Source organism: Pseudomonas sp. 2822-17, from assembly GCF_002742485.1.
Taxonomy (GTDB): Bacteria; Pseudomonadota; Gammaproteobacteria; order Pseudomonadales; family Pseudomonadaceae; genus Aquipseudomonas; species Aquipseudomonas cyclaminis.
The window spans coordinates 241,790-264,976 of sequence record NZ_LJRZ01000926.1 but is presented as its reverse complement, the minus strand read 5'-3'; the positions used below and the strand labels follow the sequence as shown (position 1 = coordinate 264,976).

Annotated in this window: 24 protein-coding genes and 1 tRNA gene; 7 read left to right on the top strand and 18 right to left on the bottom strand. The window is 60.9% G+C overall.

Annotation, left to right across the window (positions count from 1 at the left end; translation table 11 throughout):
- Nucleotides 1-64: 64 nt before the first annotated feature.
- Nucleotides 65-982 carry a LysR family transcriptional regulator gene (locus tag AOA60_RS31090; protein WP_099587521.1) on the bottom strand — a complete coding sequence of 306 codons (918 nt, stop codon included), beginning with the start codon at nucleotides 980-982 and terminating at the stop codon, nucleotides 65-67.
- A 95-nt stretch (nucleotides 983-1,077) separates the two neighbouring features.
- Here AOA60_RS31090 and AOA60_RS31085 point away from each other — a divergent pair, with 95 nt between their 5' ends.
- Entirely contained in the window at nucleotides 1,078-2,241 is a 1,164-nt protein-coding gene (locus AOA60_RS31085; RefSeq protein ID WP_099587520.1) for an MFS transporter, read from the top strand.
- 38 nt (nucleotides 2,242-2,279) lie between these two features.
- On the opposite strand, the gene AOA60_RS31080 is transcribed toward AOA60_RS31085, so the two are convergent.
- The 7 genes from AOA60_RS31080 to AOA60_RS31050 all read right to left on the bottom strand — a co-directional run bounded on the left by AOA60_RS31080 (nucleotide 2,280) and on the right by AOA60_RS31050 (nucleotide 7,282).
- Nucleotides 2,280-2,585 (bottom strand): DUF6482 family protein, encoded by a 306-nt coding sequence (locus tag AOA60_RS31080; protein WP_099587519.1) that lies wholly within the window; start codon nucleotides 2,583-2,585, stop codon nucleotides 2,280-2,282.
- Between the two features lie 21 nt (nucleotides 2,586-2,606).
- Nucleotides 2,607-3,131, bottom strand: a complete 525-nt coding sequence (locus AOA60_RS31075) for a DUF3833 domain-containing protein (protein ID WP_099587518.1) — start codon at nucleotides 3,129-3,131, stop codon at nucleotides 2,607-2,609.
- Between the two features lie 184 nt (nucleotides 3,132-3,315).
- A tRNA-Gly gene (locus AOA60_RS31070) sits at nucleotides 3,316-3,389 on the bottom strand.
- Nucleotides 3,390-3,511: 122 nt separating this feature from the next.
- Entirely contained in the window at nucleotides 3,512-4,396 is an 885-nt protein-coding gene (locus AOA60_RS31065; RefSeq protein WP_099587517.1) for an alpha/beta fold hydrolase, read from the bottom strand.
- A gap of 305 nt (nucleotides 4,397-4,701) precedes the next feature.
- Nucleotides 4,702-5,394 (bottom strand): pseudouridine synthase, encoded by a 693-nt coding sequence (locus AOA60_RS31060; protein WP_099587516.1) that lies wholly within the window; start codon nucleotides 5,392-5,394, stop codon nucleotides 4,702-4,704.
- A complete protein-coding gene (locus tag AOA60_RS31055; protein ID WP_099587575.1) occupies nucleotides 5,384-5,596 on the bottom strand; it encodes a cysteine-rich CWC family protein in 213 nt (70 codons plus the stop codon). Before AOA60_RS31055 ends, AOA60_RS31060 begins: the two co-directional genes overlap by 11 nt.
- Nucleotides 5,597-5,659: 63 nt before the next feature.
- Nucleotides 5,660-7,282: a methyl-accepting chemotaxis protein gene (locus AOA60_RS31050; RefSeq protein WP_099587515.1), complete on the bottom strand. Its 1,623-nt coding sequence runs from the start codon at nucleotides 7,280-7,282 to the stop codon at nucleotides 5,660-5,662.
- 309 nt (nucleotides 7,283-7,591) lie between these two features.
- Between AOA60_RS31050 and AOA60_RS31045 the strand changes: the two genes are divergently transcribed.
- Nucleotides 7,592-7,957: a hypothetical protein gene (locus tag AOA60_RS31045; RefSeq protein WP_099587514.1), complete on the top strand. Its 366-nt coding sequence runs from the start codon at nucleotides 7,592-7,594 to the stop codon at nucleotides 7,955-7,957.
- A gap of 54 nt (nucleotides 7,958-8,011) precedes the next feature.
- On the opposite strand, the gene AOA60_RS31040 is transcribed toward AOA60_RS31045, so the two are convergent.
- Entirely contained in the window at nucleotides 8,012-9,124 is a 1,113-nt protein-coding gene (locus AOA60_RS31040) for an enoyl-CoA hydratase/isomerase family protein (protein ID WP_099587513.1), read from the bottom strand.
- Nucleotides 9,125-9,260: 136 nt separating this feature from the next.
- Between AOA60_RS31040 and ung the strand changes: the two genes are divergently transcribed.
- Nucleotides 9,261-9,953 carry a uracil-DNA glycosylase gene (gene ung, locus AOA60_RS31035; RefSeq protein ID WP_099587512.1) on the top strand — a complete coding sequence of 231 codons (693 nt, stop codon included), beginning with the start codon at nucleotides 9,261-9,263 and terminating at the stop codon, nucleotides 9,951-9,953.
- Between the two features lie 15 nt (nucleotides 9,954-9,968).
- Here the strand turns inward: ung and AOA60_RS31030 are convergent, their stop codons facing one another.
- The 6 genes from AOA60_RS31030 to AOA60_RS31005 form a co-directional block, all read right to left on the bottom strand.
- Nucleotides 9,969-10,895, bottom strand: a complete 927-nt coding sequence (locus AOA60_RS31030; RefSeq protein ID WP_143522607.1) for a YncE family protein — start codon at nucleotides 10,893-10,895, stop codon at nucleotides 9,969-9,971.
- A 119-nt stretch (nucleotides 10,896-11,014) separates the two neighbouring features.
- Nucleotides 11,015-12,043, bottom strand: coding sequence for an AbrB family transcriptional regulator (locus AOA60_RS31025; protein WP_099587574.1), 1,029 nt, complete (start codon nucleotides 12,041-12,043; stop codon nucleotides 11,015-11,017).
- Nucleotides 12,036-13,550, bottom strand: coding sequence for a tripartite tricarboxylate transporter permease (locus AOA60_RS31020; RefSeq protein WP_099587510.1), 1,515 nt, complete (start codon nucleotides 13,548-13,550; stop codon nucleotides 12,036-12,038). Before AOA60_RS31020 ends, AOA60_RS31025 begins: the two co-directional genes overlap by 8 nt.
- Nucleotide 13,551: 1 nt before the next feature.
- Nucleotides 13,552-14,010 carry a tripartite tricarboxylate transporter TctB family protein gene (locus AOA60_RS31015; RefSeq protein ID WP_099587509.1) on the bottom strand — a complete coding sequence of 153 codons (459 nt, stop codon included), beginning with the start codon at nucleotides 14,008-14,010 and terminating at the stop codon, nucleotides 13,552-13,554.
- 61 nt (nucleotides 14,011-14,071) lie between these two features.
- Nucleotides 14,072-15,055: a tripartite tricarboxylate transporter substrate binding protein gene (locus AOA60_RS31010; protein WP_099587508.1), complete on the bottom strand. Its 984-nt coding sequence runs from the start codon at nucleotides 15,053-15,055 to the stop codon at nucleotides 14,072-14,074.
- Nucleotides 15,056-15,103: 48 nt separating this feature from the next.
- Entirely contained in the window at nucleotides 15,104-16,396 is a 1,293-nt protein-coding gene (locus tag AOA60_RS31005) for an OprD family porin (RefSeq protein WP_099587507.1), read from the bottom strand.
- 235 nt (nucleotides 16,397-16,631) lie between these two features.
- Here AOA60_RS31005 and AOA60_RS31000 point away from each other — a divergent pair, with 235 nt between their 5' ends.
- Both AOA60_RS31000 and AOA60_RS30995 read left to right on the top strand, forming a co-directional pair.
- Nucleotides 16,632-17,303: a response regulator gene (locus tag AOA60_RS31000; protein WP_099587506.1), complete on the top strand. Its 672-nt coding sequence runs from the start codon at nucleotides 16,632-16,634 to the stop codon at nucleotides 17,301-17,303.
- Complete coding sequence (locus AOA60_RS30995) at nucleotides 17,296-18,681, top strand: sensor histidine kinase (RefSeq protein ID WP_099587505.1); 1,386 nt, start codon at nucleotides 17,296-17,298, stop codon at nucleotides 18,679-18,681. The genes AOA60_RS31000 and AOA60_RS30995 overlap by 8 nt, the downstream gene beginning before the upstream one ends.
- Here the strand turns inward: AOA60_RS30995 and AOA60_RS30990 are convergent, their stop codons facing one another.
- Nucleotides 18,682-19,503 (bottom strand): HDOD domain-containing protein, encoded by an 822-nt coding sequence (locus AOA60_RS30990; protein ID WP_099587504.1) that lies wholly within the window; start codon nucleotides 19,501-19,503, stop codon nucleotides 18,682-18,684.
- A 36-nt stretch (nucleotides 19,504-19,539) separates the two neighbouring features.
- The gene (locus AOA60_RS30985) at nucleotides 19,540-20,481 is read right to left on the bottom strand and encodes a folate-binding protein YgfZ (RefSeq protein WP_099587503.1); all 942 of its coding nucleotides are present in this window, start codon (nucleotides 20,479-20,481) and stop codon (nucleotides 19,540-19,542) included.
- A 140-nt stretch (nucleotides 20,482-20,621) separates the two neighbouring features.
- Here AOA60_RS30985 and AOA60_RS30980 point away from each other — a divergent pair, with 140 nt between their 5' ends.
- Together AOA60_RS30980 and AOA60_RS30975 are read left to right on the top strand one after the other, a co-directional pair.
- On the top strand, nucleotides 20,622-20,876 hold the full coding sequence (locus AOA60_RS30980) for a succinate dehydrogenase assembly factor 2 (protein ID WP_099587502.1): 255 nt from the start codon (nucleotides 20,622-20,624) through the stop codon (nucleotides 20,874-20,876).
- Nucleotides 20,860-21,306 (top strand): protein YgfX, encoded by a 447-nt coding sequence (locus AOA60_RS30975; protein ID WP_099587501.1) that lies wholly within the window; start codon nucleotides 20,860-20,862, stop codon nucleotides 21,304-21,306. The genes AOA60_RS30980 and AOA60_RS30975 overlap by 17 nt, the downstream gene beginning before the upstream one ends.
- Here AOA60_RS30975 and nadB read toward each other — a convergent pair.
- Entirely contained in the window at nucleotides 21,275-22,891 is a 1,617-nt protein-coding gene (nadB, locus tag AOA60_RS30970) for an L-aspartate oxidase (protein WP_099587500.1), read from the bottom strand. The two genes, AOA60_RS30975 and nadB, sit on opposite strands and share 32 nt — an antisense overlap.
- Between the last annotated feature and the right edge of the window lie 296 nt (nucleotides 22,892-23,187).

Below are 23,187 nucleotides of genomic sequence, written 5' to 3'. Positions count from 1 at the left end.
AGTGCCAATCTAAAGCATGCCGCCCCGGCCAAAACTACGTTTCTTGCGGTGGAATTCGACGGCGTCAGCGGTCCTGCTGCAGCACTTTAAGCGCAGTCGACGAGATCCCGGCAATCACGCTGAGGAACGCCTCGACCAACACACTTTTTGTTTCAGTCGCGGTCAAGACTAACAACTGTGCACAGGCGTCCGCCTCGATCAGCGGCCTGTACTTGATGCCCTTGTTCATCAAGCTTTGCGTGCATTCCGGTACCAGCGCCACCCCTTGGCCAGCCGCCACCAGCGCGATGATCGAGGTGATCTGCCGCCCAGTCGGGCCAGGGCGCAGGGGCACGCCGTGGTGTCGGTAAAGCTGTTCGATGGATTGGTTAAGCCCCGAGCCATAATCCGCCGGAAACAATATCAGTGGGTAGGCACTGAGCTGCGCCAAGCTGACCTCGGCCAGGCTCGCCAGTGGGCTGTCTGTGGACACCGCCGCTACCAACCGCTCCTCTCCCAGGGATAGCACCTGCACTTCTCGGAGGGGCGGTAGCAGTCGGCTCAAGCCGATATCCAGCCGCCCATCCGCTACCTGAGCGCCCAGGCTGCCGGAAGCGCACTCCAGCAGCGTCAACTGCACATCTGGATATCGCTGGGCAAAAGACTGGATCGCTTGGCTGAACAGATCTGAGAGGGCTATTGAGCTGGCATAACCGAGCGCCAGCTGCCCGGCAGTGCCTGCGGCCAATTTGTTTGCGATCACCTGTGCCACGTCGATCTGTTCCAACACCCTGCGTACATAGGGCAGGAACGCTCGTCCTTGGGCCGTGAGGGTCACCGTGCGGCTGGTGCGGTCAAACAGTTTGAAACCCAACTCTGCTTCCAGCGCTGAAATCTGCCGTGTCAGCGGTGGTTGCGCGAGGTGCAGGCGAATGGCAGCACGGCCGAAGTGCAATTCCTCGGCGACCGTCAGAAAGTAACGCAGCTTGCGTAGGTCGAGCATCCTGGTCCTTGGGTATCAATCGGTCGGAATTCGGTATTGGTCCCAGACCCGCAGGCCATTCTATAAAGACCTTTCAAAATAAGACGAGAGGTTTCATGAAATCGCGCCTGCATTGCGCCCGCCTTGCCCTGTTCCTGTGTGGCTGCGCGGCGTTTCTCAACCTGTATGCAACCCAGAGTATCCTCCAGACCTTTGCCGCGCAGTTCCACCTCAGCCCCAAGGCCGCAGGTTGGAGCATCACGGTGACCACTCTCGCCGTGGCGATCACCGCGCCGTTTGTCAGTCGTGTGACCGGGCGTTTCGAGCAACGCACGGTGATCTGCGTGGCCGCGCTGTTGCTGGCGGTGCCGACGTTGATGACCGCCTATGCCGGCAGCTTTGCCGAAGTGCTGGTGTGGCGCTTCGTCGAGGGCATGGTGATACCGGTGGTGTTTGCCACCAGCGTGGCCTATATCGGCGACCGTTGGCATGGCGGCACCGTCACCGAAGTCACCAGCCTGTATGTCGCCGGCACCGTGTTGGGTGGGTTTGCCGGACGCTTCGTCACGGGGATGGTGACTGAGTACTTCGGTTGGCGCGAAGCCTTTGAAGTGCTGGCGGTGTTGAGTTTGATGGTCGGTGGGTTTATCCAGTTTCTGCTGCCGGCCAACCGCGCGCGGGAGGTCCAGGTCCGCGCTTCTTCTTCGAGCGTTTTTCGTAAACCATTGTTGGCTGCGTACGCCGTAGGTTTTTGTGTGTTGTTTTCCCAGGTTGCGGCGTTTACCTACGCAGGTTTATACCTTGGCCTACCGCCATTCAACCTTGGACCGGCGGCCTTAGGCACGCTGTACATGGTGTTTTTGTTGGCGCTGATTGTGATCCCCATCGCCGGCCGCCTGAGCAAGGCCCGTCCCCATGCCCAATTGCTGACGGTAGCTGCCGTGCTTGGCGTAAGCGGATCAGCCCTGACGCTGATCCCCTCTCTGTGGTGCATCGTGACGGGCCTGGCCCTCAGTTCCACCGGCGTGTTCCTTGCCCAGGCCGCAGCCAATGCCTTCACCACCGCCACCGCGCACGACAACAAGGCCGGCGCCGTTGGCGTCTACCTCACGTGTTACTACTTGGGCGGCAGTTGCGGTGCAGTCGTGCCAGCGCTGATCTGGGAGCGTTGGGGCTGGGACGGTTGCGTGGCGCTGATCATCGTGTTCCAGCTGTTGATCTTGTTGATCGCGCTGACAGGTTGGCGACCCTACGAACCTATGCGGGGCCAACCCTCATGACGTTGCCTGCCGGGCCTGGATGGCTGGTTGCAACGGTCCTAAAGAGTCGCACCCAGCGAAAATGGAATGCGCAACGCACCGACAGCGCCCTCGCGGGTGCCACACATTTCGTCATGGGCGCACTGCTGCACCAACACACAGGGAAACGGTGGAACGTCCCGCAACAGGTCGCGTAAATGCGTGCTGGAGCGCAGGCGCAGGGTCTTGCCGTTATCGTCCAGCAATGTCATCTCGACGTGATCGAGCTTCACGCGGGCAATATAGAAACCGCCCTCCAGGGACAGCAACTCAAGACCCCGTATTTCACCTTTCTCGGCCAGTTTGGCCAGCTTCTGCACATTCATTTTTCACCCCCGCGTTGACTGTTATTGGCGACGAAAGAACAACGTGACCTGGCCCCATTCCACGCCGAACTTGGACATGCTCGACCGGTTGATCATCGTGTCCTCGTCCATCAGGTACATCCAGTCGTCAAAACTCACCTCGTACACCGAGCCATCCACCGGGAGGTTGAGGCGGTAGCGCCACCGCAACGCGTTCCCGGCGACCTCGCCGATGGCCTCGCCCACCACATCACCCGCTCGCCCGCGCCAGCGCCCCGGACCATCGGGCGTGAGCGTCCACACGCGGCGCTGGCGAGTGCCGTCGCTGTACAGGAACTTTTCGTCGAGAATCAGTTTGTCGCCCTCGCGATGACTGGCGATATCCACTTCAAAACGCTTGGCGACTTCGCCCGAGCGTTTCTCGAAGATGCCCCAGGCTTTCACGGGTTTGCTGAAGAAACGCTCAAGATCCAGCGCAGGTTTCTGGTCGGCGTAGTGTCCGACCTCTACATTGCTGCAACTGGCCAGGCTCAAAACCAGCAACAGTGAAATCAGCAGGCGCGTCATTGCCCGGCTCCTTGATCGTGCGAGGCTTGGTGCCTGCGCTCAAGGTCTGATAGTTGTACGGAATTCTGTATTTGTACAGGTTTTGTGGGCGGGAAAATATTGGCATAAAAAAACCGGCCTCCAGGGACCGGTTTCTTTATGCATCCCCCGCCAAAACCATGTTGGCGTGGGATCTATGTCTGAGTGGAGCGGGTAGAGGGAATCGAACCCTCGTCGGAAGCTTGGGAAGCTACTGTTCTACCATTAAACTATACCCGCTCAGAGCGGCTGACTTTGTACCAGATGTTCACGTGGATTTGAAGTTTTTCTTTGAAAATGTGCAGGTTGCGGCGAAGGCGTGTGCTCCTTCGCCACAACGAGCGTGGCGTTGAGTCGTCATTTCAAACTGCAAATGCATGCTGTGCCTGACCTTGGTGATAACGCAATCGGCTGATCTGCCGCGCCGGTTTCAAAAAGCCCACCACTGCCTCCCGGCTGTCCTTGCATGCCGCTTTATGCTCCATGTCCAGAAAATGCCCCGTCGCCTGGATGGTGTTGAAGCTGCTGTTGGCCACGTAGTTGCCGAACTGCCTGGCATCTTGGGCGCTGGTGTATTCGTCCCACTCGCCGTTGAGGAACAGCACGGGAATGTCGATCGCCTTGGCGGCCTTGAGGTAGCACAGTCGGTCGCTGGTGAGCACTTGGCTGATGTGGAAGTGCATCTGCCCATATTCGTGCTCGGCCAGGCTGCTGACATGCTTGTAGTTGAAGCGCTTGAACAGCGACGGCAGGTGTTTGCCGATGGTGTTGTTGACGAGGTGGCCGACACGGTCGCGGTCGAGGTTGCCGAGGTAGTCGACACCGCGCTCCAAGTAGTCACGCATGGGCGCGTTGATCACTGGGGAGAACGAGCTGATCACGGCCTTTTCCACGCGACGGGGGCGGTGGGAGAGGGCGACCAGGGTAGCGGCGCCGCCCCAGGAAAACGACAGCACGTGCTCGGCGGCAAAGTGGTCGATGAGTTCCAGCAAGATCTGGCCCTCGACTTCCTTCGTCAGCATTTGCTCATGGCGGTTATGGATTTTGGAGCGGCCGGCGTAGGGCTGGTCGTACAAAACCACGTTGAACTGCGGGTGCAGGCTTTTCACGGTTTGGGCGAAGGATGCCGTGGTGGCCATTGAGCCGTTGACCAGAATGATGGTCTTTTCAGCCTCGTCCGCGCGATAGAACTCCGTGTAAACCCGATACTGACCCTGTATATCCAGCACAGCGATTTCTGGCCTCATGTCGTAAGACTCCTGGCAAGCGGGTAGGGCGCGCAGATAACTCTGCACGAGCTTTGTGACAGGTAGGCATACGCCTGAAAATGGAGGCCCATGTCGGTCCAATGACGGCTGGCCGACGGGTGTTGTTATGGCGGGCTGTTTGCCTGGAAGGCCCGTGGGATAAAGCGCGGGCGGGGGCAAGGTGTTTCTTGGAGGTTATAGGCGACTCGCCAGTCATATTTAAACTGGTGAGCTTGATTCAAGCACAGACTCGGGATGTCGCAAGGCGTAAAAATGGGTTTTTGCCATCACCGGCTGAACGGTCATCAGACCTGGCGGATTTCCTCAAGCGTCAACGGCCTATATTCGCCCGGCGCCAGCGCAGCATCCAATTCGAGCGGCCCCATGCGCTCGCGATGCAAGCCGATCACTTTGTTGTTGAAGTGCCCGAACATGCGCTTCACCTGGTGATAACGGCCTTCGATAATGCTCAGTCTCGCGGTCGTCGGTCCCAGCAGTTCCAATGCGGCGGGCTGGGTGGTGAGGTCTTCAAACGCAAAGTACAGGCCCGCCGCAAACGTATTCGCGTACTCGGCGCCGATGGCCTGTTCTGTTTCAACGAGATAGACCTTGGGCAATTTGGTCGTCGGTTGCGTCAGGCGGCGCGACCACTGGCCGTCATTGGTGATCAGCATCAGCCCGGTGGTGTTGAAATCCAGACGGCCGGCGATATGCAAGTCGGCGGTGTCCGGTTCATGCAGCAGGTCCAGCACCGTGGGGTGTTGCGGGTCCGACGTCGCGCTCACACACCCCTGAGGCTTGTGCAGCATGAAATACCGCGCAGGTTTGCCAGCCTGCAGCACGTTCTCATCAACGCACACGCGGCTGAACGCCCGCACTTCATGGTGAGGGTCGCTGACGGCCAGCCCATCGACGGTCACCCGTCGTTCTACCAATAGCAAACGCACTTGCTTGCGGTTGAACTGCGACAGGTTACTGAGGAAACGATCAACTCGCATCGCGGCTGCGCAGCTGTTGATCGACTTGGGCGCAGCGTGGGCACAGGCAGGCTGTGTTGCGCAGCTCGTCCGGCAACGCTTCGAGCACCGCAGTATCGATGGTGACGCTGAAGCACCAGCAGGCCTGGTCGGCGGTACGTGGGTCGGCCAGGGTGCAGTCGTTGCGGGCGCCGCAGGCGGGGCAGAGGGTTGGCGTGGTCATGGGCTGCATCGGGCAAGGTTCGCTTGGCCTTGCACGATACAGCGCCAACCCACGGCAGGCTACTTACAGCTGGAACTTGCTGACCAGCAGATTGAACGACGTAGCCAGGCGCGACAGGTCCTGGCTGGAGGCATTGGTCTGGTGGGCGCCGGCGGCGGTCTGGGTCGACAGGTCCTGAATGTTGAGCAGGTTGCGGTCCACTTCACGGGCCACTTGCGCCTGTTCCTCGGAAGCGGAGGCGATCACCAGATTGCGCTCATTGATCTTCGCCACGCTGCTGGTGATGCGCTCCAACGCCTCGCCGGCGTTCTGTGCCAGGGTCTGGGTGTTGTTGGCCCAGGTCAGGCTCTTGTTCATCGCGGCCACGGCGTCATCGGCACCGACCTGCACTTCGCCGATCATTTTTTCGATGTCGACGGTGGAGATTTGGGTGCGATGGGCCAAGGCCCGCACTTCATCGGCAACCACCGCGAAACCTCGACCTTGCTCACCCGCACGGGCTGCTTCGATGGCCGCATTGAGGGCCAGCAGGTTGGTCTGGTCGGCGATGCCGCGAATCACATCGATCACCTTGCCGATTTCCCGGACCTGGCCCGCGAGGTCGGCGACCGATTGCGTCGAATCATTGATCTCTACCACCATCGAACCCATGCCGGACACGGCCTGGGCCACTTGCTCACGACCTTCTTCGGCTTCGGTGGTGGCCTGGCGCGAGGCTTCCGACGTGGACACCGCGTTGCTCGCCACTTCGTCCACCGCGGCGGTCATCTGGTTGACGGCGGTGGCGGCCTGTTGGATTTCGTCATTCTGGCGGATGAGGCCCCGGCTGCTTTCTTCGGTGACTGCGCTGAGTTCCTCTGCTGCTGAAGCAAGCTGGTCAGAGGCGTTGGCGATTTCCACCAGGGTGCTTTTCAAGCCGCCCTGCATGTCGGCAAGCGCCATCAGCAGTTGCCCGGCTTCGTCGGTGCGCTCGGTGACGATGGCTTGGGTCAGGTCGCCTCTGGCAATGCGTTGTGCGCTCTCCACGGCCTGGGCGATGGGGCGGGTGATCAGGCGGGTGATCAACACACCAATGGTGATGGCGATGATGAAGGCCAGCACGATGCCGCTGATCATCCAGGTCAGCGCGCTGTTGCGCAGGTCATCAGCGGCGATGGAGCCTTCTTTGATCTGGCGGTTGTTGGAGTCGATTAGCACGCGGATCAAGTCGCGTGCCTGGCGGAAAATCTCATTGTTGGTGGTGTTGAGCTGTGCACGGGCCTGGTCGAGCTGGTTGTTTTCAAGCATCGACATGATGCGTTCGGAATTGCTGATGTAGGTGGGCCAGAGCTGGTCGAGCTTATCGCCGGCTGCCCGTTCGTCGTCTTCCAGCGGCGTGGTGCGGTAGGTTTTGTAGGCGGCCTGGCTGTTCGCGAGTTCTTTGGTGATGTCCTGGCGCACGCGATCGCGGTCTTGCTGGGACACGTCGCCCTGGCTGGCATCCATCAACCGGTACAGGCCACGGTTATGAGCGACCAGGCCGTTGAGGGTGGCCGAGGTGGTGCTGACGGAGACCAGATTGTTCGAAAACGTCAATTCCAGTGCAGTGGCGAGGCGAACGACCCCTTTGATACCCAGTACACCCACGCCCAGGGTTACCACTGCGCACAGTAGAAAGGAGAGCAACAGTTTGGTTGAAATCTTCATGGCTGAAATCCGAGGTTATAGAGGTATAAAGCTCGCGCTAGAGCCTCCGTGCTATTGTGCGATGTCATAGTGACACTATTCAATTGTTTAAAGTTTCAATACACCCACAAATGTTCCACCCACTCTCAAAGCCCGACCAATTGGCAAACTTGCGGCGCCAACACAGTTTGGTCTGATGCAGATGTATCAAGCTGTTACCAAAACGCACCAGATTCGGTTTTTGATGTCAGATATTTCGTCATTCGGTGAAAGCTGAATGCCGCCCTCCCGCGTCGCTGGAGGTGCTCTTTCGCGGTCCAGGAGGCCGCCATGTATCGACGACTGCTGCTCAGCGCTTTACTCGGTCTGACCCTTACCGCTTGTGTGCCCTACTACGATGGAGGCCAGAGCTACTATCGATCCGAGGTCTACACCTCACCGGCGCCGGCGTATTACTACGGTGGTGGCCCGGCGTATCAATACCGCCGTGACTACTACCCATCGCCGCGCTACTACGCACCCGCACCGCGTTACTACTCGGCGCCGCGTTATTACCAGCCGGCACCTCGCTATTACCCTTCGGGGCCGAGGGCGGGCTACCGGCCTTATCCGAACCAGGGGTGGGGTGATCACGGGGGTAATGGCAGGCACGGACGCGATGGTGACCATGGCCGCGGTCGCGGCGGTCACCGTTGACCGGTGTTGAATGCAAACGGCGCAGGAAGCGCCGTTTTGTTTTTGGTGAAACAATCAGTAATCGGACAGGTCCGCCAGCGGATGGCGGCCTTCCCACGCCTTGTGAAAGTGCGCCTGCACCACGGCGTCCGGAACTGTATTGATATCTGGCCAATGCCAATGGGGTTTGTGGTCCTTGTCGATCAAGCGCGCGCGCACGCCTTCGCTGAACTCCGGGTGACGGCAGCAATTGAGGCTCAGGGTGTATTCCATCTGGAATACCTGGGCCAGGGATAAATGCCGGGCGCGCTGGATCTGCTCCCACACCAGGTGTGCGGTCAGCGGGCAGCCTTCGCTCAAGGTCGTGCCGGCACGGCTGAACAGCGGATCGGCGTGGTCACGCAGCGGGCTCAAGGCGCGCCAGGCACAGCGCACGTCGCCAACGTCCAGCCATTCGTCGATCTGCGCCCGGCGCGGCAGCCATTGGGCCTCGGGCTGTTGGCTGACTGCTTCCTGGGCCAGGGCCTTGAGCAGGCTGTTGAGCTGCATCGCGGTCTGTTCCTGCCAGTTGAGTTGCAGCAGGCCATCGAGCAGTTCGTCCTGTTGATCATCGCGCAGGAAACGGTCGGCCAGACCCAGGTCCAGGGCGTCACGGCCGTTGATGTGCGCGCCGGTAAGGCCCAGGAATAAACCGAGCTTGCCCGGCAGGCGCGACAGAAACCAACTGGCGCCCACATCCGGGTACAGGCCGATGCTGATTTCGGGCATGGCCAGGCGGCTGCTCGGCGTGACGATGCGGATGGCGGCGCTTTGCAGCAGGCCCATGCCGCCGCCCAGTACATAGCCGTGGCCCCAGCAGATCAGCGGCTTGGGGTAGGTGTGCAGGCGGTAATCAAGGCGGTATTCCGCGGCAAAGAACTGCGCCGCCAGGGCGGGCACTTCGCCGGGCTGTTCACGGCATTCCATGGCCAGGCTGCGCACCTCGCCGCCGGCGCAAAAGGCCTTGGGTCCGTTACCGCGCAGCAGCACGCAAACGATATTCGGGTCCTTGGCCCAGGCATCCATGCGATCGTGCAAGGCCAGGATCATCGGCAGGGACAGGGCGTTCAGGGATTTTTCAGCATCAAGGCTGGCGATGCCGATGCGGGCACCGTCGCTGCCAGTCAGCTCTTCGAAGTGCAGGTTCATTGTGACCTCATTCGGGAGGGTGAAGGATCAGTATGATCGCTTCGTGGGAAGGTGCCGATGGTGTGTCAGATCAATTGACAAGCAAGGCCGGCTTTCCTAGGGTTCGCCTCATTCTTTTTTACAAGACAATTCAACTATGACCGAAGGCGACCGTATCAAACTCGAACCCAGCTGGAAACACGCCCTGCGTGAGGAGTTCGATAAGCCCTACATGGCCCAGTTGCGCGAGTTCCTGCGCCTGGAGCATGCCGCTGGCAAAGAGATCTACCCGCCTGGCCCTTTGATTTTCAATGCCCTGAATTCCACGCCTTTGGACAAGGTCAAGGTGGTCATCCTTGGCCAGGACCCGTACCACGGCCCCGGCCAGGCCCACGGTTTGTGCTTCTCGGTGCAACCGGGCGTGCCCACACCGCCGTCGCTGGTCAACATCTATAAAGAACTCAAGCGCGACCTGAACATCGACATCCCCAACCACGGCTACCTGCAAAGCTGGGCCGATCAGGGCGTGTTGATGCTCAACACCACCATGACCGTCGAGCGCGCCAATGCCAACGCCCACGCGGGCAAGGGCTGGCAGTTCTTTACCGATCGGATTATAGAAGTGGTCAGCGAGCACCAGCCACATTTGGTATTTCTGCTGTGGGGCGCCCATGCGCAAGGCAAGCAGAAACTGGTCGATGCCACCAAGCATCTGGTCCTGACGTCAGTGCATCCGTCGCCGCTGTCGGCGTATCGCGGGTTTCTGGGCTGCGGGCATTTCAGCCGCGCCAACAAGTTTCTTGAGCAGAATGGCGAGACGCCGATTGAGTGGCGGTTGCCGCCGCTCTAATACGGTAGCCCTAGCTTACAGCCGGACCTCTGCGATTGTTGAGTTACCGATATTGGCGACGTACGCAATCCGGCCGCTGGGGGCTACAACGATGCCGCGCGGCTTGTAGAAGCCTTGGATTGTGCCCGTCACGGTTTGGGTACGGGTATCGATGATGCTGACTTGGTTGCCATCGGTTTCGGTGAGGTAGGCTCGCTCTAGCATTGTGTGAAAAGCTATTTGAAAAGGGCCGAGTAAATCGTTGAGGATCGAGCTTGTCTCCTTGGTGGTGGTATCCCCGATATAGAGCCTGCGAGTCTCTCGGTAGGTGATGTAGACGCGAGCGGCGAAGCGAGCATGAGCAATGCTGGTGGGTACTCCAGTACCCGTTCTGGTTTGGAACTCGCGCTGGTTGGTGCCTAGGTTGATACCGGTCCAATGCTCGCCTACTGATGCAACGTGTGAGCGGGCATTGCCTGGGGCTACACAAATGTCGTTGGGATAACGCACGGCGGTGGTGCTGATTCGTTGGTGGTTGGTGGTGTCGATTGCGACGATCTGGCTAGCGCCATCGTCGGCGACGTAAAGGCTTGCACCGGTTGAGTTCAAAGCCATGCCATTGATGGTGGTGAACCCCCTGATTTGCTCGATAACGGTGTCGTTCGAAGTGTCGATCACCGTAATGGGGGTACCGGCCGCCCGGCTGTTGTCGCTGGCATAGAGGCGTTGGGCAGTTGGGTGCATGGCGAGCCAGATGGGCGAACCCACCTCGACAATCATCTTGAGGACCCTCATTTTTGCAGTATCGATGACCGTAATGCCTCTTGGAGTTGTTGAACTGGCGACATACAGCTTGCTTCCATCGTTGTTAAGTACAAGGCGATTAGGAGATCCCTGCACGGAAATCGTGTTGATGATCGCAGCTTCTCGTTGTCCGCGACGGTAGGGGGGGAGGGGCGTCATGTTTTAATCCTCAAGGGTTCAGTAGCACGATTGAGGATCACAGCGATGAGCTTGCCTAGCTGTGAGAATTGACAGTTCAGACAAACGGTTGTGGCCCTTCAAGAGCCACTTCCACAAGGTCAGGGCTGGCGGTTCCAGTACCTGAACAACGGCTCCGCCAGAAACAACACAAACAACAACCGCATCACCTGCATCGCCGTCACCAGCGGCACCGACAGTTGCAGGGTTTCTGCCGTGAGGCTCATCTCGGCAATGCCGCCGGGCATCATGCCCAGGGTTAACGAGCGCAGGTCCAGATGGGTGAGGGCGCTCAAGCCCACTGCCGCCAGCGTCGCCAGCGCCATGGTCAGCGCGGTGCCGATCAGGGTGCGCGCCATGAACGACGGAGCGCGCCGGAAGAACTGACGGTTGAAGTGGCAGCCTAAACCGCTGCCGATCAGCCATTGGCCGATCTGGCTGCCGCCGTCAGGCAAACCGATATGCAGATCCCACACCACGCTGGCGGTGGCACTCACCAGCAACGGCCCGAACAACCACGGGTTTGGCTGACGCAAACGCTGCCATCCCCAGGCTACCAGCGCACCGATTGGAAACAGCAACGCCAGCCAGGCCCAACTTATCGGCGCCGGATGAAACTGCGGCGCACCGCCCTCCAGCAAGTACTTGAAGATCGCCGGCACACACAACACCACCACCAGCACCCGCAGGCTCTGGCCCGCCGCGACACGGCTGAGCACCGCGCCATTGCGCGCGCCGAGGTTGACCATCTCGCCGGAACCGCCCGGCATGCTGGAGAAAAACGCAGTGGCGCGGTCTTCACCGCTGCGGCGCATCAGCCACACACCGACCACGCTCGACAGGCTGGTGACCAGCGCGCCGAAGAAGATCAGGCCGAAGTGGCTCATCACCTGTTCGATCACCACCGGGGTGAAGTGCAGGCCGATACCGATGCCCACCACCCATTGGCCGCATTTGCGCCCGCCGGGAATCTCGGCCAACTGCCAAGGCGTGAGACAACGCACCAGGATGATCGCCAGCAACGAGCCGACCATGTACGGCAACGGCCAGCCGACGAGGCTGGCCAGGTAACCGCCGGCCAGGCCGACCAGCGGTGTTCCCCACCAATGTCTGAAGGTGACCTCAGACATCGGCCACGGCACGACGCTGTTGCGCACGTTTGCGCCAGATACGCAGCAACGGTACGAGCAGCATGATGGCGGTCAGTACCCAGACACCAAAGGTGATCGGGCTCGACCAGAGGATTTCCAGCGCACCGTTGGAGATCGACAGGGCACGGCGCAGGTTCTGCTCCATCAGGCCACCGAGGATAAAGCCCAGCAGCAGCGGCGACAGTGGGAAGTCCAGCTTGCGCAGGATGTAGCCGAAGATGCCGATGGCGATCATCAGGAACAGATCGAAGGTGGTGGCATGCACCGCGTAGACGCCAATCGCGGTGATGATCGCGATCACCGGCACCAGCGCCCAGTTCGGCACGGCGAGGATGCGTGTGAAGATGCGGATCATCGGGATGTTGAGGATCACCAGCATGATGTTGGCGATAAACAACGACGCGATCAGGCCCCAGACGATGTCCGGTTGCTGTTGGAACAGCAGCGGGCCTGGCGTGATGTTGTACAGCGACAGTGCGCCGATCATCACCGCTGTCGTGCCCGATCCGGGTACGCCGAGGGTCAGCATCGGCACCATGGCGCCGCAGACCGACGCGCCGATCGCGGTTTCCGGCGCGGCCAGGCCGCGCATGTCGCCTTGGCCGAACTTGCCGCTGGCCCCTGCGATACGTTTCTCGGTCATGTAGGCAACGGCTGAAGCCATGGTCGCGCCGGCGCCTGGCAAGACGCCAATGATGAAGCCCGACACGCCGCACCGCAGGTTCACGGTCAACACCGACAAGGCTTCCTTGGCGTTGAACATCATGCGTCCGGTGGCTTTCACCGCTTCCTGGCCGCGATGGGTTTTCTCCAGCAGCAGCAGGATCTCACTGATCGAGAACAGGCCCAGTACCAGCACCACGAACTGGATGCCGTCGGTCAGATGGATGTTGTCACCGGTAAAGCGGTACACGCCACTGTTGGCATCGATGCCGACACACGCCAGGAACAGGCCGATCAGCGCCGAGACAAATGTCTTCAGCGGTTTGTCACCGGCCATGCCGCCCAGGCAGACAATCGCAAACACCATAAGGACGAAATATTCCGCCGGGCCGAAAGCAATCGCCCACTTGGCCAGCAGCGGGGCGAACAGCACCATCCCGCAGGTGGCGATAAACGCACCGATGAACGAACTCCATGCCGACAACGACAGCGCCACGCCCGCCAGGCCTTTACGGGCCATCGGGTAGCCGTCGAGGGTGGTCATCACGGTGGAGGCTTCGCCCGGGATGTTCAGCAGGATCGAGCTGATACGGCCGCCGTATTCGCAGCCCAGGTACACGGCCGCCAGCAGGATCAGCGCCGATTCCGGCGGCAGGCCCAGGGCAAACGCGATAGGGATCAACAACGCCACGCCGTTGATCGGGCCCAGGCCCGGCAACAGGCCGACCACCGTGCCGATCAAGGTGCCGCACAACGCGGTCACCAGGTTGTAGGGGCTCAGCGCGATGCCGAAGCCCTGGCCCAAATAGCCAAAAGTATCCATATCAGTTCTCCAGAACGTCGAGCAGACCGAGGGGCAGCGGTACGTCCATGGTTTTATCGAACAGCAGATAAAGACCGACGCTCATCAATGTGATGATCACCGCACCGGGCAGCCAGCGGCCGCCATACAGCCGAGCCATCGGAATGCCGATCAGCATGCTGCTGAGGATGAAACCCAGGGATTCGAAAGTGCCGGCAAACACCAGCAACAAGGCCACGCAGATCCCGATCTTGATCAGCGTGGGTCGGTCCAGCGCGGGTTCATCGTCGGTGTGTTTGGTCGGTTGCGGACGAATCAGCATGTAAAAAAGTGCCAGGCCCATCAGCCCGAGCAGCAGCAATGGGAAGGCCCTTGGGCCTACGGGCTCGTAGGAAAAAGCCGCCTGATACGGCCAGGCCATCAGCGCCAGGCCGACACAGGCCAGTAACAGCACGGCCGCGAAAATGCGTTGTAAGAGCATGGGAAACTCCTGAGCCACGTCTGTGCTCTGCACAGACGTGGCTGCGCGAACAGGGGGGCGATTACTGGATCAGGCCGAACTCTTTGGCCAACACTTTGTAGTCAGCCACCTGTTTCTTCACGTAGGTGTCCAGCTCCGGGCCGGTCATGGCGAACGGGAACAACTCGCGCTGGTCACGCAGCTTGGCGAACTCTTCGGAGGCCAGCAGTTTGTCGAACGCGTCTTTCCACCAGGCGTAGTCGGCATCGCTGACTTTTGGCCCGAGGTAGAAGCCGCGCACCACTGGCCAGACGATGTCGTAGCCTTGCTCCTTGGCGGTCGGAATGTCCTTCATTTCCGGCTCGTCCAGGCGCTTCTCGGAGAACACCGCCAGCAGGCGCATATCGCCACTTAGGATGTGCGGCATGGAGTCGGAGATGTCGGTACTGCCCACCTGGATGTGACCACCGAGCAGGGCCGTAGCGATTTCGCCGCCGCCTTCGAGGGCCACATACCGCAGCTCGCGGGGGTTGATCCCGGCAGCCTTGGCGATCAGGGCGGTTTGCATCCAGTCCTGGCTGCCGACGGTGCCGCCGGAACCGATCACCACGCTGCCCGGATCTTTCTTCAAGGCTTTTACGAGATCGTCGAGGGTCTTGTAGGGCGAATCACTTTTCACGGCAATAGCCCCGTAGCTGGTGCCCACGGCTGCCAACCAACGCACGGCGCTTTCATCAAAACGACCGAACTTGCCTTGTGCCAGGTTCAACAGCGAACCGCTGGACCAGGCCACCAGAGTGCCCGCATCGGCAGGGCGCTGGGCGACCACCGCGTTGTAAGCCACCGCACCCACGCCGCCAGGCATATAGGTCACGCGCATCGGCTTGCTCAGCAACTTCTGGTTGACCAGCGCGCTTTGCGCCAGTTTGCAGGTCAGGTCAAAACCACCGCCGGGGGAGGCCGGGGCGATGCATTCCGGGCGCTTGGGTTCATCGGCGGCCAACAGTTGGCCGGCAAACAGCATGCAGCCGGCGGCGAGGGCAAACTTACGCAGTGAAGGGGTCATGGTTATCTCCGTCTTTTTTTGTTGTGAGGTTCTACTGCCTGAGCACCCTTACCAAAGGGCAACGCTGTAGCTGACCAGTACGCGCATTTCATCCGCGTCACGGGCCGAATAGTTGGAGCGGTAGGTGGCGTTGCGCAGGCGCACGGCAACGTCTTTGAACGTACCGGTTTGCACCACGTACTTGATCTCGGTGTTGCGCTCCCACTCTTTGCCGGTTTCGCCGTTCTTGAGCTTGATGTTGTCACCCGACAGGTAACGACTCATGAAACTCAGGCCGGGAATGCCCAGCTTGGCGAAGTCGTAGTCATAGCGCGCCTGCCAGGAACGCTCGTCGGCACCGGCAAAGTCGTTGATCTGAACGAAGTTGACCAAGTACGGGTCACTGCCATCCACATACGGGAAGGCGCTGTCGCCGGACATGTGCTGGTAGCCGGCGCTGAGCTTGTGGCCATTGAGGGCATAGCTGAACAGGCCGTTGAGAGAGGTGTTGTCGATCTTGCCGCCACGGGCGGCACCCGTGTCATCACTGATGGCCAGGCGCAGGTCGGTGGCGAAGGTGCCGGGGCCCATCGGGCGTGCGGCTACCAGGCCGAGGAAGTGCTGGCGGTACACGTCGTCGAGTTGGGCGAAGTGGTAGCTGCCGGTGATCTTGTCGGCGAACTTGTAGTCCACGCCACCGAAGTTGAAGTGCTTGCCGGTGGCGCCGCTGAGGAAGCGGCTGTTCTTGTTGTTGAGGGCGATGTCCTCGTAGTTGCTGTCGTCGCGGTCCTTGGCTTTGTCCAGGCGGCCGCCGGTGAACGTCAGGTTCTTGAATTCCCTGGAGGTCAGCAGGCCACCGTTGAACGTCTGCGGCAGGATGCGGCCGTCGTTGGGCTTGAGGATCGGCAGTTCAGGCATCAGCGAGCCGATCTTCAACTCGGTGGCGGAGATCTTCACCTTGCCGGTCAAACCCAGCTTGGAATACTCATCGGCGGCGCGACCATCGTCATGGGTCGGCAGCAGGCCGGTGCCGGTGCGGTCGGGGCTGGAGTCGAGCTTGACCCCGAGCATGCCCAGCGCATCCACGCCAAAACCGACGGTGCCGTCGGTGTAGCCTGATTGCAGGTTGAGCATGAAGCCCTGGGCCCATTCGTCGCGCTTGGATTGCTGCGCACTGGTGCCATCGCGAAAGTCGCGGTTGAAGTACATGTTGCGGGTTTCCAGGGTCGCGCTGCTGTCTTCGAAGAAGGCAGCCTGGCTAAGCGGCGAAAAGCCGGCAAGGGCCGCGGCACTGGCAAGGGCGGTGTGGGTCAGGCGGGAAAAACGAACAGGCGGGCAAGCCTGGGGCTGGGTCGACAGCATCGTGGTGCACTCCGTTATTGTTCTTATTCTGGCGAAAACGCATCGAGGCGTTTTTCGGGCGCTACGGTTGAGGTAGCTGGGCAGGCAGGGCCTACCGTGTCTGGATGCTAAAGGGCGAAGCTTTCACTAACCTTTCAACTGCCTTTCAATGTTTTCGGGCTTCACAGGGCAGGCGGCGCCTGTAAACTGCCCGCCAAGGCGTGGCATCGACCACCCATGAACGAGGTAGAAATCCATGCGTGTCCTCCTGGTTGAAGACCATCTGCAACTTGCCGAAAGTGTCGCCCAGGCGCTCAAGAGCACGGGTTTGACCGTCGATGTACTGCACGATGGCGTGGCCGCAGACCTGGCCTTGAGCAGCGAGGAATACGCGGCGGTGATCCTTGATGTGGGGCTGCCGCGCATGGACGGTTTCGAGGTGCTGGCCCGTCTGCGCGCCCGTGGAAAAAATCTGCCGGTGCTGATGCTGACCGCACGCAGCGATGTGAAAGACCGCGTGCATGGCCTCAATCTGGGCGCCGATGACTACCTCGCCAAACCTTTCGAATTGACGGAGCTGGAAGCACGGGTCAAGGCACTGCTGCGCCGCAGTGTGCTGGGCGGCGAGCGCCAGCAGGCCTGTGGCGTGCTGGTGTACGACCTCGATACGCGGCGCTTCACCGTGGGCGGCGAGCTGATGACCCTGACCTCCCGCGAGCAAGCCGTGCTCGAAGCGTTGATCGCCCGGCCCGGCCGGGTGATGAGCAAGGAGCAACTCGCGTCCCAGGTGTTCGGCCTGGACGAAGAGGCCAGCCCGGATGCTATCGAAATCTACGTGCATCGCCTGCGCAAGAAACTCGATGGCCAGCCCATCGCCATCGTGACCTTCCGAGGCCTCGGCTACCTGCTGGAAGCCCGCGATGCATAAGCCCAGCAGCCTGCGCTGGCGCCTGTTGTGGAACCTGGCGCTGTTGCTGGTGCTGCTGATGCTGGCCAGCGGCATGAGCGCCTATTGGAACGGTCGCGAAGCCGCCGACACCGCATACGACCGCACGCTCCTGGCCTCGGCGCGGACTATCGCCGCTGGGCTGACCCAAGTCGACGGTACCCTCAGCGCCAACGTGCCCTATGTGGCCTTGGACACCTTCGCCTACGACAGCGCCGGGCGTATCTATTACCAGGTCAATGACATCGACCAGAAGCTGATCTCCGGTTACGAGAACCTGCCCGGCCCGCCGCCTGGCACGCCGCGCACCGATGACTATCCGGCGCTTGCGCGGTTTTACAACGCCATGTATCTGGGCCAGGAGGTGCGTGTGGTCAGCCTGCTCAAGGCTGTCTCGGAGCCGAACATGAACGGCATGGCGGAAATCCGCGTGGCCGAAACCGACGAAGCCCGCGTGAGCATGGCCCGCAGCTTGATGGCCGACACCTTGCTGCGCCTGGGCATGCTGGCGATTGGCGCGTTGCTGTTGGTATGGTTTGCCGTAAGTGCGGCGCTGCGCCCGTTGGAGCGCCTGCGCACGGCAGTCGAAGAGCGCCAGCCCGACGACTTACGGCCATTGCCGCTGGTGGAAGTGCAGCACGAGTTCGGCCCGCTGGTGCGTTCCCTCAATCACTTTACTGAACGCCTGCGCGGGCAGTTCGAACGCCAGGCGCAGTTTATCGCCGACGCCTCCCACGAACTGCGTACGCCTTTGGCGGCACTCAAGGCACGCCTGGAGCTCGGCCTGCGCGCCGAAGACCCGGCGACCTGGCGCAGCACGCTGGAAACCGCGGCCCAAGGCACCGACCGTCTGACCCATTTGGCCAATCAATTACTGTCCCTGGCGCGTATCGAAAACGGCGCCCGAGCAATTGCCGAAGGTGGCGCGCAGTTGCTGGATTTGAGCCAGTTGGCCCGCGAGCTGGGCATGGCCATGGCGCCATTGGCCCATGCACGTGGTGTGGCGTTGGCGCTGGAGGCCGACGAGCCGGTGTGGTTGCGCGGCGAGCCGACGCTGCTGAACGAATTGCTGAGCAACCTGGTGGACAACGCCCTGGCCCACACGCCGCCGGGCGGCAACGTGATTCTGCGGGTGACGGCGCCGGCGGTATTGGAGGTGGAAGATGACGGCCCAGGTATTCCGCTGGATGAGCGCGACCGGGTGTTCGAGCGCTTCTACCGCCGTAGCCAGCAAGGCATGGGCTCCGGCCTGGGGCTGGCGATTGTCGGCGAGATCTGCCGCGCCCATCTGGCGCAGATCAGCTTGCACGATGGTGCGCAGGCGGGGTTGAAGGTGCGGGTGAGTTTTATCGCCGGTTGATCAATCGAACATCGAGCGGGCTTCATCCAGCTCTGCGCGCAGTTTTTCGCTGTAGGGGTCGACGCGCAGTTTCTTCATTGCCGGCACGTTGGAGACTTCTACCCTTGCCAAAGGGTGGTCGGTGCCGTGATGGCAGTACAGCACGGCGATCTGCACCAGGTCGATGTAGTCGAGGCTGGCGGAGTCGCGCTCCAGGTTCAGGTACTGGCCCGGCAGTTTCGCCAGCATTTCCGGGAAGTCCCAGCCGCTGAGCAATTTGTCACCCAGTGCCGGGTGGATGCTGTCGATCACATGGTTGAGGCTGACCGGGTCCGACAGCAGTTCGTAATGGTCTTCGGCGTAGGTCAGGATCGGCAGCACGCCGATCTGATGCACCAAGCCGCCCAGCGCAGCCTGGTCCGGCTTGAGCTGGCTGTGGCTGCGGCACAGGGCATAGCTGACGCCCGCCACTTCCAGGCTGCGGCGCCACACATCGCGCATTTTCTGTTCTACCGTTTCGGAGCGGGCATGGAAGATCTGTTCCATCACCAGGCCGATGGCCAGGTTGCTGCTGTAGTTGGTGCCCAGCCGGGTGATGGCGGTGTGCAGGTCGGTGACTTCCTGGGTGGCGCGCAACAGCGGGCTGTTGACCACTTTGATCAGGCGCGCCGACAGCGCGGTGTCGCGACCGATGACTTTGCTCAAGTGGCTGATGCTGATTTCCGGGTCTTCAGCGGCCTGACGGATGTTCAGGGCCACTTCCGGCAATGTCGGCAGAACCAGGTCATCGTTGTTGATGGCCTTAACCAACGCCTGTTGGATTTTTTCCGCCAGTTTGTTCATTCATGCTCTCTAGGGTGCTGCAAAAAGGTACGGCGACTAACGCTGGATTTCTCGATCGCGGTCGAGAGTGTAAGGCAGCTCAAGCAGCTGCAAAACGGGGCCTTCCAGCGTGCCTAAGTGCACATCGCCACTATCGGCTGCTTCGGCTTGCAATACGGCCAGAAGTTCAATCACTTGGTCAGCTTTTGCGGCAATCACCACTTCGCCGATCGAGCTGTTGTGGCTGGGTGAAAACAGCGGGGTGCCTGGCTCGGGCATGTCAGCCGCGTTGAGGCTCAGGCGATACAAGCGACGCTTGAGTTTGCCCAGGTACTGCATGCGCGCGACGATTTCCTGGCCGGTGTAGCAACCTTTCTTGAAGCTCACGCCGCCCACCGCTTGCAGGTTGAGCATCTGCGGGATGAAGACTTCGCGGGTTTGCGGCATGACCTGGCCAATGCCGGCGCGGATCTGGCCGAGCAGCCATTCGTTCAAGTCGGCTTCCTTCAAGTGCGCGGCGAGTTGGCTGCGCACGGTGTCAGCTTGCTCGGCAGGCACCCAGAGTTCGGCACGGGCTGGGGAGACGCGGATGGCGACCAGCGCTTCGGCACGCGCCACGCTGTCGGTCTCGGCCGGTAGCTCAAGGCCCAGGCTGCCAAGCGCCTGGTCAGCGTCCGATAGCCCGAAACGCACCCAGGCGGCGCTTTCGTCGGTGAGCTTGGACTTGGAGAACACTGCGTATTTCTTCAGGTCGGCCAGCTGTGGTTCCAGCAGCTCAGTGGCCATCGCCAGCAATACGCCGTCACCTTGCAGCAGGATGCGGAAGCTCGACTGCATGCGGCCTTTTTGTGTACAGCGCGCGCCGAGGCTGGCCTGGGTGTCGCTCAGGTAGTTGAGGTTGCAGGTGAGCTGGCCCTGCAGGAACTTGGCAGCGTCGGAACCGCGGACGGCCAGAACGCCTTCGTGGGACAGCGAGCAGAAAAAAGCGGAGTCAGCCATGGGTCATCGCAGGTCAAAAAGTCATGGGTGCATCATAGAGGGGCGCCCGGCAAATGGATAGTTTCCATATGGGGCGACCAAAGCCGACTGTTCCGGTGCCGTCGGGCCTGTATACTTGCGCTCTATTTGAGGAGCGCTCCATGGTCGAAGATGTAGAAATCAATCGCCTCTACTGGCACAGCCGTCGTGGCATGCTGGAACTGGATGTGTTGTTGGTGCCTTTCACCAAAGAGGTTTATGCGACGCTCAATCAGGTAGATCGCGCCCTTTATGTCCGTCTGCTGGAATGCGAAGACCAGGACATGTTCGGCTGGTTCATGGAACGCGCCGAATCGGAAGATCCTGAGCTGCAGCGTATGGTTCGGATTATTCTGGACCGTGTTCAGCCCAAGTAATCGCTTTGAATGCCGCTGGCAGGCCTCACGGCTGTTGCTGGCGGCGTATGTGCTTGCCCAGCTGTTTGCGCTGGGCGCCTGTTTGGTCCTCGATGTTCCCTTTGCTTTCCTTGGCGTGCTGGTGTGCCTGGCCCATGCGGCCTGGGTGCTGCCACGTCATATCCTCTTGACCCACCGCTCGTCGGTTGTTGGCCTGCGTCGTGATGAGGAGGGTTGGCAGTTGTTCAGTCATGAGCGGGGATGGCACAGCGTGCAGTTGCGCCCTGACAGCCTGGCGTTGCCGCTGATTGTCGTGTTGCGCTATCGGGTGCAGGGCGAGTGGTGGCTGCGTTCGGTCTGTGTGCCGCGGGATTCGCAGGTCGCCGATGTGCATCGGCGCCTGCGGGTACGCCTGAAGTTCAGCCGCCGTAGGTGGTTGGCACCAGAATAGTGTCGCGGGCCTCGGGCAACATCTGCGGATAGTCGAGGGTGTAATGCAGGCCCCGGCTTTCCTTGCGCTCCATGGCTGAGCGAATCATCAGTTCAGCGACCTGCGCGAGGTTGCGCAATTCGATCAGGTCACGACTGACTTTATAGTTGCTGTAGAACTCATCAATCTCATCGAGCAGCAAACGCACGCGGTGCTGAGCCCGTTGCAGGCGCTTGTTGGTGCGCACGATCCCCACGTAGTCCCACATGAAACGCCGCAGTTCGTCCCAGTTGTGGGCGATGATCACGTCTTCGTCAGAATCGGTGACCTGGCTGGCATCCCAGCGGGGCAGGGCCGCCGGCACGGGGATGCGCGGCAGTTGGTCGAGAATGTCCGCAGCGGCTGAGCGGGCATAAACAAAGCATTCGAGCAACGAGTTGCTGGCCATGCGGTTGGCGCCGTGCAGGCCGGTGAAGCTGGTTTCACCGATCGCATACAGGCCGGGCACGTCGGTGCGGCCATGCTGGTCGACCATCACGCCGCCGCAGGTGTAGTGCGCGGCCGGCACCACGGGGATCGGGCCTTTGGTGATATCGATGTTGAACGCCAGGCAGCGCTCATAGACGGTGGGGAAGTGGGTCTTGATGAAGTCTTCCGGTTTGTGGCTGATGTCCAGGTATACGCAGTCGACGCCCAGGCGTTTCATCTCGTGGTCGATGGCGCGGGCCACGATATCCCGTGGGGCCAGTTCGGCACGTGGGTCGAAGCGCTGCATGAAGCGTTCGCCATTTGGCAGTTTCAGGTGTGCACCTTCTCCGCGCAGGGCTTCAGTGATCAGGAAACTCTTGGCCTGTGGGTGATACAGGCACGTCGGATGGAATTGATTGAATTCCAGGTTGGCGACCCGGCAGCCCGACCGCCAGGCCATGGCGATGCCGTCACCGCAAGCGCCGTCGGGGTTGCTGGTGTAGAGGTAGACTTTGGCCGCACCGCCCGAGGCGAGAATCGTGAAGCGTGCGCCATAGGTGTCGACTTCGCCGCTGGCGCGGTTGAGCACGTAGGCGCCGAGGCAGCGTTCGCCGTCCAGGCCCAGGCGTTTTTCGGTGATCAGGTCGACGGCGACGCGTTGCTCCAGCAATTCGATGTTGGGGCGCTGGCGAGCCTGGTCGAGCAGGGTCTTGAAGATCGCGGCACCGGTGGCGTCGGCGGCGTGGATGATGCGGCGGTGGCTGTGGCCGCCTTCGCGCGTGAGGTGGAATTCGAAGCCGCCGTCGTCACTGCTCGCGTGTTCGTCTCGGGTAAACGGCACGCCCTGGTCGATCAGCCATTGGATCGCCTCGCGGCTGTGCTCGACGGTAAAACGCACCGCGTCTTCGTTGCACAGGCCGCCGCCGGCGTTAAGGGTGTCTTCGACGTGGGATTGCACCGTATCGGTGTCATCCAGCACAGCGGCTACACCGCCCTGGGCCCAGAATGTGGAGCCGTTGGCCAGGTCGCCTTTGCTCAGGACCGCAATGCGCAGATGGCTGGGAAGGGTCAGCGCAAGGCTCAATCCGGCCGCGCCGCTGCCGATCACCAGGACATCGTGTTGAAACTGTTGGCTCATTTGAAGGATTCCGCAAAAAGCGATCCAGAGAACAGGCGCAAACAGGACGCCTGGATCGGCGAATCAAAGGGTCACACGGGCCACTAGTATATAGAGGGGGGGAGCGGCACAATAGCCACGCATTCGTGGCAATGTGAGATTACGGTGCACGGCTTGGGTAAAATCAGCTGGTTATTGAGGCGGGAACTTTTTGCATAAGCCCTGACTCAATAGCAGGTTGCCCGAAAGCTGGGAAACGTTGAGTTTATTGGCCCGTCGGGAGCATTGGACGCGTCAGAAAACCGGCGACAAGATTA